The sequence below is a fragment of the Massilia sp. DJPM01 genome, from assembly GCF_030348125.1.
Lineage (GTDB): Bacteria > Pseudomonadota > Gammaproteobacteria > Burkholderiales > Burkholderiaceae_D > Telluria_A > Telluria_A frigida.
In genome coordinates this window covers 12,761-28,347 of the sequence record NZ_JAQOZV010000077.1, presented here as the reverse complement: position 1 = coordinate 28,347, position 15,587 = coordinate 12,761, and the positions used below count along the sequence as shown (strand labels likewise).

Genomic DNA, 15,587 nt, shown 5'->3' with positions numbered 1-15,587 from the left:
GCGCGCTGACGTCCAGTTCGGCGCCGGTGGCGGCGACCACCTGTTCCGTACTCACGCCAGGGGCCAGCTCCATCAGTTTCAGGCCGGCCGGGGTGACCTCGATCACGCCCAGGTCGGTGACGATCAGGTCGACCACGCCCACGCCTGTCAGCGGCAAATCGCACTTGGGCAAGATCTTGTGCGAGGTCGAGCCATCCTTGGCGGTGGCGACGTGTTCCATCACCACCACCACGCGCTTGACCCCTGCCACCAGGTCCATCGCACCGCCCATGCCCTTGACCATTTTGCCCGGAATCATCCAGTTGGCCAGGTCGCCCTGGGCCGACACTTGCATCGCGCCCAGGATCGCCAGGTTGATCTTGCCGCCACGGATCATGCCGAAGGAATCGGCCGAGCTGAAGTAGGCTGCCCCGGGCAGTGCCGTCACGGTCTGCTTGCCGGCGTTGATCAGGTCGGCGTCGACTTCATCATCGGTCGGAAACGGGCCGATGCCGAGCAAGCCGTTTTCCGACTGCAAGAACACTTCCATGCCGGCAGGAACGTAGTTCGCCACCAGGGTCGGCAAGCCGATGCCCAGGTTCACGTAAAAACCATCCTGCAATTCTTTTGCCGCGCGCGCGGCCATTTCATCACGAGTCCATGCCATCTTCTTCTCCTGTGCTCTTAGTTGGTGCGCACGGTGCGCTGTTCGATGCGCTTTTCCGGCGTGGCGTTGACGACGATGCGGTGCACGAAAATGCTCGGCGTGTGCACCTGGTCGGGATCGATCTCACCCACTTCCACCAGCTTCTCGACTTCGACGATGGTGATCTTGCCGGCCATCGCCACATTCGGGTTGAAGTTGCGCGCGGTCTTGCGGTATACCAGGTTGCCGGCGCGGTCGGCCATGTAGGCTTTGACCAGCGACACATCCGCTACCAGACTGCGCTCCATCACGTATTGTTCTCCATCAAACTCGCGCACTTCCTTGCCATCGGCCACGATGGTGCCGACGCCGGTCTTGGTGAAGAAGGCCGGGATGCCCGCGCCGCCGGCGCGCAGCTTTTCGGCCAGCGTACCCTGCGGCGTGAATTCGAGTTCGAGTTCGCCGGCCAGGTACTGGCGCGCGAATTCCTTGTTTTCACCCACGTAGGATGAGATCATCTTCTTGATCTGGCGCGTGGTGAGCAGCTGGCCGAGGCCGAAGTCGTCCACGCCGGCATTGTTGGAGATCACGGTCAGCTGCTTCACGGCGGTATTGCGCAAGGCCAGGATCAGCGCTTCCGGTATGCCGCACAGGCCAAAACCGCCGACTGCGATGGTCTGGCCATCGCTCACGATACCGGCCAGCGCCGATGCCGCGTCAGGATAAACTTTGTTCATTCCCTGTCCCTTTTTTATAGTTGAGCTAAATTCGTCCATACTGCACTGCACAGTGGATTCTCAGCATAAAATACGCGGGCTAAAAGCACAATACCGTAGAACTACCGGCTTTTTCCCCATGCCACCGAATCACTCACAGCCTCCAATGACCGCATCATACGCCATCGATTACGAAACGATTTTTCGCCACGCGCCGGTCGGCATGTGCATTTCGGTCGACCGCGTGATCCAATCCTGCAACGATGCGCTCACATCGATGTTCGGCTACGGCCACGGCGACCTCGATGGCAAGTCGTTCCAGGTGCTGTACCCGACCATGGATGAATTCCTGCGCACGGGCGACCGCATCATTCCGGTGATGAACGCGCGCGGCGTGTATTCGGACGAGCGCATCATGCGCCGCGCCGGGGGCGAACTGTTCTGGTGCCACGTGAGCGGGCGCGCGCTCGATGCGCGCGAGCCGCTCGGCGCGGGCGTGTGGACGTTCGAGGATGTCAGCGAAAAGCGGCCGGTCACGGCCGAACTGACCCCGCGCGAGCGCGAAATCGCCGCCCTGCTGGTCGAAGGCAAGACCAGCAAGGTCATCGCGCGCGAAACCGACCTCAGTCCGCGCACGGTGGAAATGCACCGGGCTAAGCTGATGCGCAAGTTTTCGGCGTCGACCTCGTCCGAGCTGGTGCACAAGCTGGTCGGGGTCAGCCGCTGATCGCTTTTATCCTGCGCCATGACAGGCGCGGCGGCACCGGTGTGGCTGGACATCACCGCAAAAGTGGCGCCAATGCATCGCGCAGCGGCCACTGATGTGTTTACGTGACAACACGATGGTATAGTACAGATCCACTTAAATTTCCACAAAGAAATTACATGCTCTCCAAACTTGCCTGTACTGCCGTCGCCCTGCTCGCCCTGTCCGGCTGCGCGATTCGTCAAAACGTCAAGCCGGTCGAGCGTTTCGACAGCAAAGTGGTGTGCATCGTCGACAATTCCTCCGTCAGGGCGAGCTTCATGGACGCCTACGAGCGTGCGCTCACCAACAAGGGATATGCAGTCAAGAAGCTGGCCTCGGGCTCCTCGCTGGTCGAATGCCCGGTCACCTCGACCTACACCGCGACCTGGCGCTGGGACCTGGCCATGTACATGGCGTACGCCGAGATCGTCGTCTACAAGAATGCCAAGCCGGCCGGCAAGGCTACCTACGACGCCACCCGGGGCGGCGGCAACATGGGAAAATTCATCGCTGCGGAGAAGAAAATCACGGAACTGGTCGACCAGTTGTTCCCGAACCTGGCCGGCTCGTAGCGACAGCGCGACGCCGCGCGAGAGGCCGGGGGGGACGGGGTTCTTGCGTGGCGAAATGGTATAGTTTATTCACTGCAAACGTCACCAGAGAAACCACATGATCGCCAGATTCGCTTGTATTTCCCTCACCATGGCCGCCCTCGCGGGCTGCGGAATGCATCAAACCGTCAAGCCGGTCGAACGTCTCGGCAGCAAGACGGTGTGCATCATCGACAACAAGAAAGCCGCGCAGCCCATCCGCGAGATCGTTCAGGGTGTCCTGGTCAGCAAGGGATACGAGGTCAAGGTGCTGCCCGACGGCGCCTCGCTGGGCGACTGCCCGGTCACCGCGACGTATGACGGCACTTGGCGCTACCGCAAGTCTTTCCACCTGGAGCGGGCAGATATCATCGTGTACAAGAAGGGCACGCAGGTCGGCAGTGCCAGCTACAAGGTGGACGACGATCCCAGCCTTGCGTCCCAGATGGTCAACGGGGACAAAAAAATCGCTGAGATGGCCGAACAGCTGTTTCCGGGCAAAGCCGGGCAATGACATACAGCGCGGCCTGGTTTCCAGGCCGCGCTCAGGACTGCGGAATTACTTCTTGCCGTCTGCCAGGCGCACGAAGTCGCCTTTCAGGGCAACGCCGCCGACGATGTTACCGACGTGGCATTCAAAGTCGGTCTCGCTCGAATACGTGGCGTTCTTGTAGTTGCTGGTGATATTGATCACCGCGTTCGCGCCGACTTCCTGCGCGCGCTTCTGCAAGGCCAGCATGGACGACAGGAACGCCCAGTGGCAGACTGCCTGGTCGGTCTTGCCGAAGGCATTGGTCTTCTGGCTGGTCTGGTCGGAGCCGCGCTTTTCCAGCACCTTCGGCGTTTTCTGCGTACCGAAATAATACTTGATCGTATCGCCCAGGCGTTCTTTGGCGCCGTTGTCTTCCAGCGCGCCGGCGAACGGCAACATGAGTTTCTTGTCGGCCGCGTGGGCCGGCAGGGCACTACCGATTACTGCCAGGACTGCCATCGTCGAGAGGATTTTTTTCATTCGTGTAGTTCTCCAGGTTAGCCATACTTCTTAAAAATCAGCGACGTGTTAATGCCGCCGAACGCAAAATTGTTGGTCATGATGTAGTCGGTATCGATGCGGCGGCCCTCGGTGTGGATGTAGTCGAGCGGCGCGCAGCGCGGGTCGACCTGCTCCAGGTTGATGGTCGGCGCGAACCAGCCCTCGCGCATCATCTCGATGCTGATCCACGCTTCCAGCGCGCCGCAGGCGCCCAGGGTGTGGCCCATGTAGCTTTTCAATGAACTGATCGGCACGCGCGCGCCGAACATGGCGTTGGTGGCCTGGGTTTCGGCGATGTCGCCCTGTTCGGTGGCGGTGCCGTGCGCGTTCACGTAACCGATGTCGTCCGGCGCCAGGCCGGCGTCGGCCAGGGACAGTTCCATCGCAATCTTCATGGTCGCCGCATTCGGCTGCGTCACGTGGCAGCCGTCGCTGTTGGTGCCGAAGCCGACCAGCTCCGCATGGATGGTGGCGCCGCGCGCGAGCGCATGCTCCAGCTCTTCCAGGATCAGGCAACCGGCGCCCTCCCCGATCACCAGGCCATCGCGCTCGCTGTCGAACGGCCGCGGCGTGATGGCGGGCGTGTCGTTGCGCGTGCTGGTGGCGAACAGGGTGTCGAACACCGCCGCCTCGGTCGCGCACAGTTCCTCGGCGCCGCCGGCCACCATGGCGGTCTGCTGGCCGTTGCGGATCGCTTCGTACGCGTAGCCGATGCCCTGGCTGCCCGAGGTGCAGGCCGACGAGGTGGTGATCACGCGGCCGGTCAGGCCGAAGAACACGCCGATGTTCACCGGCGCCGTGTGCGCCATCATCTTGATGTACGTGGTGGCGTTGATGCCGCGCGTGCTGCGCTCTTCCATCATGCGGCCAAAGTCGCCGATCGCGCTCGGCGTGCCGGCCGAGGAACCGAAGGACACGCCCATGCGCCCGCTCTTGAGCAGCGGATGCTCCAGCAGGCCGGCATGCGCCAACGCCATTTCGCTGGCGCGCGTGGCCATCAGCGCCACCCGTCCCATGCTGCGCATCGCCTTGCGGTGAAAGCGCTCACCCAGCTCGAAGGGCGCGGCCGGCGCGCCCAGTTTGGTATTGAGGCCTTCGTAATCGGCCCACTCCTGCATCGGTGCGATGGCGTTGCGGTACTCGCCCAGGCGCGTGCGGATGGTGGCCCAGTCGTTGCCCAGGGGGCTGATGCCGGCCATGCCGGTGACGACGACGCGGTGCTTCATACCATGCCTCCGTTGACGGAAATAACCTGGCGCGTGATATAGGACGCGTCGGCGCCGATCAGGAAGCTGACCGCGGCGGCCACTTCCTCCGGTTTGCCGATCCGCTTGGCCGGAATCATCTTGAGCGCTTCTTCCATCGGCACGTCGCTGATCATGTCGGTTTCGATCAGTCCCGGCGCGACGCAATTGACGGTGATGGCGCGCTTGGCCAGTTCGATCGCCAGCGCCTTGGTGGCGCCGATGATGCCGGCCTTGGCGGCGCTGTAATTGACCTGCCCGCGGTTGCCGGCCAGGCCGGAAACCGATGCCATGGTGACGATGCGGCCGGCCTTGCGGCGCTGGACCATCGGCATCACGAGGGGATTGAGCACGTTATAAAAGCCATCGAGGTTGGTCTTGAGGACAATGTCCCAGTCCTCGCCGCTCATGGCCGGAAACGCATTGTCGCGCGCCACGCCGGCATTGCACACCACGCCGTAGTAGCAGCCGTGCTGCTCGATGTCGGCCAGCAGGGCCGCGGCCGCGACGTCACGCGCGCCGATGTCGAACTGCAGCACGCGCGCGCCGCGTCCCATCGCTTCGATCTCGCGCGCGACCGCATCGGCCTCGGCGCGCTGGCTACGGCAATGGACGACGATGTCGTAGCCGTCGCGCGCCAGGCGCAGCGCAATCGCCTTGCCGATGCCACGCGACGAACCCGTCACCAATACTGTCTGGTTGATACTGCTCTGGCTACTCATTTAAAAACTCCGCTGCAAAAATTCGTTAACATTATCGGGCTGGAACACCGTGATGGTGGCGTTGGCCAGATTGGCCCCGCTGGCGCCATCGTCGATGCGGCAGTCGAACGCGCCCAGGCCGTTCTCGCCCTGCAGCACGTGCTGCACGTGCACATGCAGCACGCTGCCCAGCGCGAACAGGGGCACGCTGGTCTGGTAGCGCCGCGCGCCGAGCAGAAAGCCCACGCGCACGGCGTCGCCACGCAGGCGCGCCAAAAATCCGGCGTGGGCGGCAATCGCCTGCGCCATGTATTCGATACCGACCCAGGAGCCGACGCCCGCCTCTACTCCTGTTGCGTCGAAAAACACGCTGTGCAGGCCGATCGTCACTTCCGCGCACAGGGTGCTGGTGCCGGCCGTGAGCACGCGGTCGAGAAACACCATCTCGCCTTCGTGCGGGACCAGCGCGCGGATGTCGGGGTAACTGTCGCTGTTCATCGGGTCCGTCCCAGGATCAGGGTGGCGTTCGAGCCGCCGAACGCAAACGAGTTACTCAAGGCCCAGTCGAGCGGACGCCCGAGGCGCGCACCCGGCGCGGCCACGTTCAGCGCCGGCAGCGCCGGATCGGGCACGCCATCCCACAGGTGCGGCGGCAGCAGCCCTTCGGGATTATCGTCCTGCATGGCCAGCCAGATCAAGGCCGCTTCCAGCGCCGCCGCCGCGCCCAGCGCGTGGCCGGTAAAGCCCTTGGTCGAGCTGACCGGCACCTGGGCGCCGAACAGATCGTGCACCACGCGCGACTCCATCGCATCGTTCTGGATGGTCGCCGTGCCGTGCAGGTTGATGTAGTCTATCCGCGTCGCGTCGATACCGGCGCGCGTCAGCGCTTCGGTGATCGCCAGGCGCGCGCCGCTGCCGGCCGGATCGGGCGCCGACATGTGGTGGCCGTCGGACGCCTCGCCCCAGCCGCACAGGGCGACTGCGGCCGGCTCGCGTGTCATCAGGAACAGCGCGGCGCCCTCGCCGATGTTGATGCCCTCGCGGTTGGCGCTCAATGGGTTGCAGCGCGCCGCGCTGACCGATTCGAGCGCCGAAAACCCCGCCACCGTGAACCCGCACAGGGTGTCCACGCCGCCGGTGATGACGGCGTCGCACAGGCCCATGCGAATCAGGCGCGCGGCGCTGGCCAGGGCCTTGGCGCCGGATGCGCAGGCGCTCGAATGGGCGTAGGCCGGGCCGCTGACCTTCAGTTCACGGGCCAGCATGGCGGCGGGCGACCCCATTTCCTGCTGCGCGTAATGAAACCCGGCCGGCAACGGCGCGCCCTTGAAGTGCGCGTGCAGCGCCGCTTCGGTTTCGGCGATGCCGGAGGTGCTGGTGCCGATCACGATACCGATCCGGCCGGACCCGTAGCGCAGCACTGCCGCATCGACCGCGGCGCGGATCTGCGCCAGCGCGGCCAGCGCCAGCCGGTTGTTGCGGCTGCGCTGGCCGAGCGGCAGCGCCGCATCGTCGGGCAGCGCGGACAGTACGCGTCCCAGCGGCAGTACGCGGCCGGGCGACCAGGCGTCGGTCGGGGCGATGCCGCTCTGGCCGGCGAACAGGGCGCGTTTGACTTGTTCATGCGAGTCGCCCAGCGCGCAGACGATCCCGCATTCATTTAGATACAGCTTCATATTCTCTTAAGGCGCCGACTCGATGGTCAGGCGGTAATCGTAACGCAGGTTGTCGAGGGTCACAGTGCCGGTCCAGCGCGGCATCTGCGTGTAGGTAATCGTGGCCACTACCGCGCCGTCGAGGGTCAGGGTGCGGCGCAGGCCGGCGTCGTCGATGCGCCAGCCCTGCGGCAGGCTGCGCGCGATCGCCTCGGCCGGCCACAAGGTGAGCTGCAAGTCTTCGAGCACGTCTTCGGCGCGCACTTGCTTGGGCAGCATCAGGTGGCGCCACGAGCTCAGTTCCTTGCCATCATAGCTCAGGCTCAGGACGCGCTGGCCGAAGGCCAGGCCGACCATCTGCACCTGCTGCGGGTCGACTTCGACCGCGGCATCGAGTTCGTCGATGCGGCCCTTGCGCTCCACTTTCAAGTGCTGCTGCACGCTGATGGTCGATTCCAGCGCGCTCGGGGCGAGTTTGATACCGAGCCGCGCGAGGGGCGCGGGCGGCGTGGTGCAGGCAGCCAGCAGCACGGCGGCCAGCAGCGGCGCAGCCAGGTGGAGGCGGTTTTCAAGCATGTTCATTTTCCTTGGTATTCGCAAAATAAGGCACCAGCAGCCACGCCAGCGTGGTCCCGATCAGCATCGTCAGCCCGAAGGCCTGCAGCGCAGGGGTCCGGCTCAGGCCAAGCAAGCCGAAAGCGAGCAGCGTATTGGCCGCCGACAGGCCCACGGCCAGCCACGGCGTGGTATCGCGCCGGCCCGGATGCTCCTGCATGAAGATGCCGTAGTCGACTACGACGCCGAGCAGCAGCATCAATGCCAGTACGTGGAACAGCTGCAGCGCCTGGCCGGTGAGACCGAGCACCGCCAGAGTAGCGATGCTGGCCACCGCGCTCGGCGCCAGCACGCGCCAGGCGTTGCCGCGGTAGCGCGGGTACAGCAGCGCGAACACCACCGCGTACGCCGCCAGGACCACCCAGCCCATGTACTGGCGATAGCGGCCCAGCACCGATGAAATCTCGGCCACCTTGTCGACCCACTGCACACCTTCCATGCCCTCGCCGGCACGGCGCAACTCCGGCAGCGCGGCCATGCTCATGCCGCGCAGCGCGACGATGCTGGCGTGGACGCCGTCGATGTCGCCCAGCCACAGGTGGCGCCAAGGCTCGCTCGGCGGAGTTTTCAGGAATTCCGCAGGCGTGAGCGGTGCGCGCGGCGCCATCAGGTGCGCGCGCGTGGCGGCGCTCCAGGCGCTGTCTTCGTCAATCGCCTTGGCCACGGCGTCGAGCGGGCCGCCCGGCGCCAGCAGTTTGCTGTCGATCAGGGCACGCCGTTCCAACTGCGTGCGCGCGGATGGCACCCAGTTCGACATCGCCTGATAACCGCCAATACGCTTGACCGCGATCAGCGGGTCGAGGCGGCGCTTGAGTGCTTCTTCACGCTGCAGCACGATTTCGGCGCTGGCGCCGCGCACCAGGAAGTACTGGACGGGCGTCGGCGCATCCAGCAGCTTGCCCAATTTGATCTGGTCGTCGATCAAATGCTTGGGCGGGTTTTGCAGCGAGCGGATGTCGTCGTTGACGCCCAGGCGCGACCAGCCGAAACCGGCCACGGCCACGAATACTGCCGCCACGACGAGCGTCGGCGCATTCATGCGCGCCTGCGGCCAGTGCGCCAGCGCGGCGCCGTAGCCGCGCGCCAGTGCACCGGTTGTCAAAGTGCCGCCGGAAACGAGCAGCGGGAACCAGCAAGCTACCGTCAGCCAGGCGAACACCAGTCCCACAGCGGAGAATACGGCCATGTGGCGCAGGCCGGGGAACGGGGTGAAACCCAGTCCCGTGTAGCCGATCACCGCCGCCAGCAGGGTCAGGCCCAGTCCCGGCAGCAAACGTTTGAGCAGGCGCACCGAACCCTCGGCCGGGTCGGCGCTCAGGCGGTTGCACAGGAAGTAAATGCCGTAATCCTGGGCCACGCCGATCAGGCTAGCCCCGAAGACGAGCGTGAGCAGGTGGATGCGGCCGAACAGCAGCCAGCATACCGACAGCGAACCGAGAAAACCGATCCCGATCGACAGCAGCACCAGCGCGATCGGGCGCAGCGAACGGAAGGTGAACCAGGTCAGCAGCACGATGCCGGCCAGGGAACCCACGCCGATGGTCGACATTTCGCCTTCGGCCTGATTGCTGGCGTTGGATGCATGCAGCACCACGCCGGCGGTAATCACCTTCGCCTGCGGGGCGGCCTTGAGCGCGGCCTGTTTGGCGCGTTCGAGCAGCGGCACCACGGTTTGCTGGGCCGTCATCGAAAACGCCGGCGCGCGCATGGTCAGCGGCATGAGCACGTACTGGCGCTCGGCGTCGGCCACGAACAGCTTGCCGTCGCGCGGGCGCACCGGCGTTTCTTGCGCGCGATCCTGGACCCAGCCGGAAAACAGGCCGAATGGATCGTCGCGGAAGGCACCCAGCTTCGGGCCGGAGAAGGCGGAGTACAGCTTGGCCAGGGCGGCGTCGGTCCAGAATTGCGGACTCTCGCTGCGCAACTGCGCTTCCTGCTGCGCGGTCAGCAAGGCCACGCTGTGCTTCTGGAATGGCGCCAGCCAGTCGCCCTGGGTTTCGTCGGACAGTTTCACCGCTTCGAGCACGCCGGGCTGGCTGGCCAGCACGGCGTTGTAGGCGTCGGCTGCACGCGTGGCATCGGCCCAATCGGCGGCGCCGACCAGCACGATCACGCGCTGCTGCGCCGCGTCCACCATGTGGGTGAACGATTGCTGCAGGATCGGGTCGCGCTCCTGCACCGGCAGCAAAGCCAGGATGTCGGTGTCGGGCACGATGCGCTGGACGATCCACAAATAGGCGTTATGCCCCAGCAGGGCGCATACCACCAGCGCCCAGAGCCAGGCCAGCCACTTGTGGCGCTTTACTTCGGGATTCACAGGAGCGCCGCCTCGTCGGCGCTGATGGCGCCCTCGCCTGTCTTGATCTCGGAGAACACGATAAAGGTTTTATCACCGCTCGCCTCGGCAATCTGGATATTTTTCACGTAGGCGCCGCCGTCGAGCGAAATGGCGCCGATGGCCTTGGCCAGCGCCGGCTGGCGCGCCTTGAGCGCGACGTTCCAGCTGCCGCCGTCGACATTGCCATCGACCTCGAACAGGGTTTCGAGCTGGCCCAGGTCGCCCGACAGCAGCGAAAACAGCACGCTGTTAATCATGCGTACCGTCGGTTCCTGCTTCGCTTCGAGGCGCATCGCCACGCGCTCGCCCTGGAAGCTGACGATTTCGTCGCGCGTCAGGCGCAGGGTGTTCGGGAACGGTTTCAGGGTGCGCCACAGCACGCCCTTGCCGGCGACGACGCAAAAGCGGCCGTTCGAGGCGAGCGGTTTTTTCATGCCGGCCAGCTGCTTGGTCTGGTCGAAGCGGCCGCACAGGACCGTCGGCTTGGCCAGCAGCGCCTGGATTTTGGCGATCGGCGCGGCAGCGCTGGCGACAGCGCAGGTGGCGCTGACGGCGAGGGCAAAGATCAAACGTTTCATGCGGGGGACACTCCTAATTTTTCAAACAGCACCGGCGGCGACATGAAGCACATCTCGCCGCTGGCGATATCGACCGCCACCTGCGTGGTGCTGGCGCGATTGAGGCGCTTGCCGCTGGCGGCGTCGCTGATCAGGTAATCGATCTTCAGGCGGTTTTCATATTCGACGATTTCGGCGCGCAGGATCAGGCGCTGGCCGAACACGGCCGGTCCGATATAGCGCAGGTTCATGTCGATCACCGGCCAGGCGAAGCCGGACGCCTTCATCTGCACGTAGTTGTAGTCGATCTTGTCGAGCAGCGCGCAGCGCGCCACTTCGAGGTATTTGACGTAGTTGCCGTGCCAGACGATCTGCATCGGGTCCAGGTCGAAGAACTGGACCAGCATCTCTGTTTCGGAAAACCAGCGGCTTGCTGGCGCTCCCCTACGCATACAGGGTCCATGCCTGCTCGCGCAGGCGCGAAATCAGCACGCGCAGTTCGGGCTCCAGGCGGCGGTCTTCGGCCACCGGCGCCACGTCTTCGCCGAGTTTTTCCATCATGTCGGCCAGCGCTTGCGGCGCCGGGTTTTCCGGATTGACGCGCAGGCGCAGCCACACGCCCTGGCGCACCGTGATCAGGAGCGCGGCGACGACCTGCTCGGTCAGTTCGAGAACGCGCAGGCAGTCGCGCGCGGCGATGGTGCCCATGCTGACCTTGTCCTGGTTGTGGCATTCGGTCGAACGCGAAAACACCGAAGCCGGCATGGTCAGTTTCAGCGCTTCGGCGGTCCACGCCGAGGAACTGATCTGCAAGGCTTTCAGGCCATGGTTGATGGCCGCACGCGGGCCTTCGGCGCCGGACAGGTTGGCCGGCAGGCCGTGGTTGTAGCGGCTGTCGACCAGGAGCGCCATCTGGCGGTCCAGCAGGTCGGCCAGGTTGGCCACCGCGTTTTTCATGCCGTCCATGGCAAAGGCGATATGCCCACCATAGAAGTGCCCGCCGTGCAGCACGCGCTCGCCTTCGGCGTCGATGATCGGATTGTCGTTGGCGCTATTGAGTTCATTTTCGATCGACTGGCGGAAGAACGGCAGCGCGTCGGCCAGCACGCCGATGACGTGCGGCGCGCAGCGGATCGAGTAGCGGTCCTGCAGGCGCTTGCCGTTGCGTTCGGCCAGGCCCACATGCAGGTCGTCGCGCAGCCACGCGGCCACGCCCTGCATGCCGGCGTGCGGCTTGACCGAGAACAGGGTTTCGTCGAAGTGGTGGGCGTTGCCGTCCAGTGCGAACGAGGCCATGGCGGTGATGCGGGTGCACATGCGCGTCAGGTATTCGGCGCGGTCGTAGGCCAGGCAGGCCAGCGCGGTCATGACGGCGGTGCCGTTCATGATCGCCAGCCCTTCTTTCGGGCGCAGGCGCAGCGGCGTGATGCCGGCTTCCTTCAAGGCCTGGGCGGCCGGCATCTGCACGCCGTCGCGCCAGACTTCGCGCTCGCCGCACAGCACCGCCGCCAGGTAGGACAGCGGGGTCAGGTCGCCGCTGGCGCCGACCGAGCCTTCGCTCGGGATCAGCGGCAACAGGCCGGCGTCGAGCAGGCGCGCGATCTGTTCCAGCAGTTCGACGCTCACGCCCGAAAAGCCCTTGGACAGCGAGGCCAGGCGGGTGGCCATCACCGCGCGCGTTTGCGCCGGCGTGAGGTACTCGCCCAGGCCGCAGCCGTGATAGGTATACAAGTGGTGCGGCAGTTCGGCCACCAGGTCGGGCGGAATCGACACCGTGCACGAGTCGCCGTAACCGGTGGTGACGCCGTAGATGGTGCCGTCCTCGCGCAGCAGGCGGTCGAGGAAATCGGCGCCGCGCGCGATCGCCGCGCGAAACACCGGGTCGGGCGACAGCACCGCGCTGGCGGTGCCGCGCGCGATATCGACGATATCTTCGATCGTCAGCCGTTCGCGGTCGAATTGGACGGCGCGGCGGGTAGTGGAGAGGTCAGGGTGCATCATTCTTGTCCAAATGGGGTAAATGCCAGAAATCGTAAAAGTTGAACCACTCGAGCGGGGAACGGATGCAGTGGTGCTGCAGGCGCGCCGCGAAGTCGCCGGCCACCTGGGCCAGTACCTCGTCGCGGCCCTTGCGCGGCAGGCGCACCGATTCGCGCAGCAGTTCGAAGTGCACTTCGTAGCCGCGTCCGACGCGGGTCGAGAACATCATGTAAAGCGGGCATTGCAGGATCGAGGCCAGCACGTACGGCCCGACCGGAAACGGGGCATCGACGCCCAGGAACGGCGCCAGCGCCACGCGCGGGTCGGGCGAGACCGGCACGCGGTCGCCGGCGACGACGACGAACTCGCCCCGCCCTACCCGCTCCGACAGCATCATCGCGGTGGCCGGATTCATCTCCGTCACCTGCAGCAGATTGGTCTGGCTGCGCGGGTCGAGCGAGGCAAGCATATTATTGAACGCCTGCGCGTGGCGCGTGTGCACCAGCACCGTCAGGGTCAGGCCCGGCACGTCGTTCGACAGCACGCGGCACAAGTCGGCGTTGCCCAGGTGCGTGCAGACCAGCACCGCGCCGCGCTTTTCGTCCAGCATGCGCCGCAAAGGTTCCATGCCGTGGTGGCTGACCAGGTTCTTGTCGAACAGGCCGCCCCACAGCAGCATCTTGTCGAGAATGGCCTCGGCAAAGCTGCCGAAGTGGCGCAGCACGCCGTACCAGCCGCCGGGCGCCGGCGCGAAAGCGCGCACGCGGTCGAGATAATCCGTCGAAGCGCGGCGCGCGGCCGGCTTGGTCAGCACGTACCAGGCCAGCACGGGATACAGCACCACCCGGAACGGCCAGCGGCCGAACACGCGGCACACCCAGAACAGCAGGCGCATGCCGCCCACGAAGCTCGATTCGGAGATCGCGGCCCAGTGGCCGGCGTGCAGCTTTGTCATGCGGCCCGCCATTTGCGCGCCAGCAGCTTGGGCAGGCGGATCAGCATGCCGAAGAACAGCACGGTATGCATGCGCGAAATGAGCAGGTTGTCGCGAAAGGCCATGAAGTGCGACACGCCGTCGCTCGGGTAGGTCACGCGCGTGGGCAGGTTCACCACCTGCACTTCGTCCCAGAACAGGCGCACCAGGACTTCGGAATCGAAGTTCATGCGCTTGCCCAGCGAGCAGCGCGAGGCCAGCGACACCACCGGCGCCACCGGATAGATGCGGAAGCCGCACATCGAATCGCGGATCGCGAACGACAAGGTGTTAATCCAGATCCAGACGTGGGTCAGGTAGCGCGCGTACAGGCGCAGCTTCGGTACCGACTGGTCGTACACCGGGCAGCCGGCGATGACGGCGTGCGGATGCAGGCGCGCGAGCGCCACGAAGCGCGGAATGTCGCCGGTGTTGTGCTGGCCATCGGCGTCGACCTGCAGCAGGTGCGTGTAGCCGGCCTGCGCGGCGCTGCGAAAGCCGGTCAGCACGGCCGCCCCCTTGCCCTGGTTGACGGCGTGGCGCACCAGCACGACCGTGCCGGGATGCGCCGCAGCCAGCTGGTCGAGCACGCGCGCGCACGACGGCTTGCTGCCGTCATCGACCAGGATGCACGGCAGGCCGTGAGCGAGCACCGCGTCGACCACGGCGCCGATGGCGTGTTCGTGGTCGTACACGGGGATCATCACGCAAGGCTTGAACATGATTTACGCCGCCCGGCCAAAGCGCAGCAGCGAGTGGCAGTAGCCGATGCCGTCGCGCGCGGTGAGCAGTTTGAGGCCGGCCGCTTCGGCCAGGCGCACGTAGTCGCCGCTTTCGTAGATCTTGCTGTTGCCGCTGGCCATGGCCGTGAAATACGGCGAGGTGTTGATCAGGCAGTAGGAAGCGATGTCGTAGCGCTGGCGGTCCCAGAAGGTGTCCATCACCAGCAGCTGGCCCTGCGGCGCCAGTGCGGCGGCGGCGCGTTGCAGGATGGTGGCAATGGCCGGCTCCGAGAAGCAGCTCAAAAATTGGCTCATCCAGATCACGTCCATCCCCGACGGCAGCGCCACGGCCGGGTCGAGCAGGTCGGTCGGGTGCAGGTGCGCGCGTTCGCGCACGCCGGCCGTCTCCAGCGAGGTCGCGGCGACCGACAGCTGGCGCGGCAGGTCGACCAGGTGCAGCTCGACGTCGGCGTTGTAGTCCAGCGCGACGCAGCTGAATTTGCCGGTGTTGGCGCCCACGTCCATCACCTTGCGCGGTGCGGTCGCGAACACGTCCGGCATGATCGAGGGGAACGAGGTATCCGAATAATAGTGGTCGAACGCGAACCAGCTGGTCTTGGCCGGCTCCGACAGTTCCGACAGGCCCTGGTACAGGGTAGGCCACTCGCCCAGGGCTTTCAGGCCGATCGGCTTTTCGGCGTCGAGCGACTCGTCCAGCTTGAACAAGCCCTGGTAGCAGACGTCGTGGTTGAAGTCGATGTTGATCTGGGTGATGCTGTCGGTGAGGACGCAAAAGCCAGCCTTGTCGAGCGCATAGCGGCCATCGTGCACGAACACCACGCCGGCCGACAGGCAGGTCTCCAGCACGACTTTGAGCGCGTACTCGGTCCAGCGGCCGGTGCCCGCCAGTTCGGCGATGGACAGTCCCGTTTCGCCGGCGTCGGCCAGGGTTTGCAGCATGCCGCGCTTCCACGCGTAGCGCACGCACTGGAATACAACCGGGCCGAAGGCGATTTTCTGCGCTTCAAAACGGGCTTCAAAGGCAGTCTGGCGATCAGGGGAGAATTTTTTATCTAACATGCGACGCTTT

The 15,587-nt window shown here is 65.3% G+C and carries 18 protein-coding genes; 3 read left to right on the top strand and 15 right to left on the bottom strand.

Features of this window, described 5'->3' with window-relative positions:
* Together PO883_RS30955 and PO883_RS30950 are read right to left on the bottom strand one after the other, a co-directional pair.
* A partial coding sequence (locus tag PO883_RS30955; protein ID WP_289313188.1) for a 3-oxoacid CoA-transferase subunit B occupies positions 1-646 on the bottom strand: 646 nt, incomplete at its 3' end.
* A gap of 17 nt (positions 647-663) precedes the next feature.
* Entirely contained in the window at positions 664-1,362 is a 699-nt protein-coding gene (locus PO883_RS30950) for a CoA transferase subunit A (protein ID WP_167086242.1), read from the bottom strand.
* Between the two features lie 145 nt (positions 1,363-1,507).
* Here PO883_RS30950 and PO883_RS30945 point away from each other — a divergent pair, with 145 nt between their 5' ends.
* From PO883_RS30945 to PO883_RS30935, 3 genes are all read left to right on the top strand, one after another.
* Positions 1,508-2,068, top strand: a complete 561-nt coding sequence (locus PO883_RS30945; RefSeq protein WP_167086241.1) for a PAS and helix-turn-helix domain-containing protein — start codon at positions 1,508-1,510, stop codon at positions 2,066-2,068.
* A 158-nt stretch (positions 2,069-2,226) separates the two neighbouring features.
* A complete protein-coding gene (locus tag PO883_RS30940) occupies positions 2,227-2,661 on the top strand; it encodes an Sbal_3080 family lipoprotein (protein WP_289313187.1) in 435 nt (144 codons plus the stop codon).
* 97 nt (positions 2,662-2,758) lie between these two features.
* Positions 2,759-3,193 carry an Sbal_3080 family lipoprotein gene (locus PO883_RS30935; RefSeq protein WP_289313186.1) on the top strand — a complete coding sequence of 145 codons (435 nt, stop codon included), beginning with the start codon at positions 2,759-2,761 and terminating at the stop codon, positions 3,191-3,193.
* Between the two features lie 45 nt (positions 3,194-3,238).
* On the opposite strand, the gene PO883_RS30930 is transcribed toward PO883_RS30935, so the two are convergent.
* Genes PO883_RS30930 through PO883_RS30870 form a run of 13 tightly spaced genes read right to left on the bottom strand, consistent with a single transcriptional unit; the run spans position 3,239 to position 15,577 of the window.
* Positions 3,239-3,691 (bottom strand): excinuclease ATPase subunit, encoded by a 453-nt coding sequence (locus tag PO883_RS30930; protein ID WP_289313185.1) that lies wholly within the window; start codon positions 3,689-3,691, stop codon positions 3,239-3,241.
* Positions 3,692-3,708: 17 nt separating this feature from the next.
* Complete coding sequence (locus PO883_RS30925) at positions 3,709-4,938, bottom strand: beta-ketoacyl-ACP synthase (RefSeq protein WP_289313184.1); 1,230 nt, start codon at positions 4,936-4,938, stop codon at positions 3,709-3,711.
* The gene (locus tag PO883_RS30920) at positions 4,935-5,678 is read right to left on the bottom strand and encodes a 3-ketoacyl-ACP reductase FabG2 (RefSeq protein ID WP_289313183.1); all 744 of its coding nucleotides are present in this window, start codon (positions 5,676-5,678) and stop codon (positions 4,935-4,937) included. The genes PO883_RS30925 and PO883_RS30920 overlap by 4 nt, the downstream gene beginning before the upstream one ends.
* Positions 5,679-6,155, bottom strand: coding sequence for a hotdog family protein (locus PO883_RS30915; RefSeq protein WP_289313182.1), 477 nt, complete (start codon positions 6,153-6,155; stop codon positions 5,679-5,681).
* Positions 6,152-7,333: a beta-ketoacyl-ACP synthase gene (locus tag PO883_RS30910; RefSeq protein ID WP_289313181.1), complete on the bottom strand. Its 1,182-nt coding sequence runs from the start codon at positions 7,331-7,333 to the stop codon at positions 6,152-6,154. Before PO883_RS30910 ends, PO883_RS30915 begins: the two co-directional genes overlap by 4 nt.
* A gap of 6 nt (positions 7,334-7,339) precedes the next feature.
* The gene (locus PO883_RS30905; protein ID WP_289313180.1) at positions 7,340-7,888 is read right to left on the bottom strand and encodes a DUF3261 domain-containing protein; all 549 of its coding nucleotides are present in this window, start codon (positions 7,886-7,888) and stop codon (positions 7,340-7,342) included.
* The gene (locus tag PO883_RS30900) at positions 7,881-10,244 is read right to left on the bottom strand and encodes an MMPL family transporter (RefSeq protein ID WP_289313179.1); all 2,364 of its coding nucleotides are present in this window, start codon (positions 10,242-10,244) and stop codon (positions 7,881-7,883) included. Before PO883_RS30900 ends, PO883_RS30905 begins: the two co-directional genes overlap by 8 nt.
* Positions 10,241-10,843 carry an outer membrane lipoprotein carrier protein LolA gene (locus tag PO883_RS30895; protein WP_289313178.1) on the bottom strand — a complete coding sequence of 201 codons (603 nt, stop codon included), beginning with the start codon at positions 10,841-10,843 and terminating at the stop codon, positions 10,241-10,243. Before PO883_RS30895 ends, PO883_RS30900 begins: the two co-directional genes overlap by 4 nt.
* Entirely contained in the window at positions 10,840-11,229 is a 390-nt protein-coding gene (locus PO883_RS30890) for a thioesterase family protein (protein WP_229423455.1), read from the bottom strand. The genes PO883_RS30895 and PO883_RS30890 overlap by 4 nt, the downstream gene beginning before the upstream one ends.
* 37 nt (positions 11,230-11,266) lie before the next feature.
* A complete protein-coding gene (gene hutH / locus PO883_RS30885; RefSeq protein ID WP_289313177.1) occupies positions 11,267-12,823 on the bottom strand; it encodes a histidine ammonia-lyase in 1,557 nt (518 codons plus the stop codon).
* The gene (locus PO883_RS30880; RefSeq protein ID WP_289313176.1) at positions 12,810-13,757 is read right to left on the bottom strand and encodes an acyltransferase; all 948 of its coding nucleotides are present in this window, start codon (positions 13,755-13,757) and stop codon (positions 12,810-12,812) included. The genes hutH and PO883_RS30880 overlap by 14 nt, the downstream gene beginning before the upstream one ends.
* Positions 13,754-14,497, bottom strand: coding sequence for a glycosyltransferase family 2 protein (locus tag PO883_RS30875; RefSeq protein ID WP_289313175.1), 744 nt, complete (start codon positions 14,495-14,497; stop codon positions 13,754-13,756). Before PO883_RS30875 ends, PO883_RS30880 begins: the two co-directional genes overlap by 4 nt.
* A gap of 3 nt (positions 14,498-14,500) precedes the next feature.
* Positions 14,501-15,577, bottom strand: a complete 1,077-nt coding sequence (locus tag PO883_RS30870) for a class I SAM-dependent methyltransferase (protein WP_167086226.1) — start codon at positions 15,575-15,577, stop codon at positions 14,501-14,503.
* Positions 15,578-15,587 lie beyond the last annotated feature (10 nt).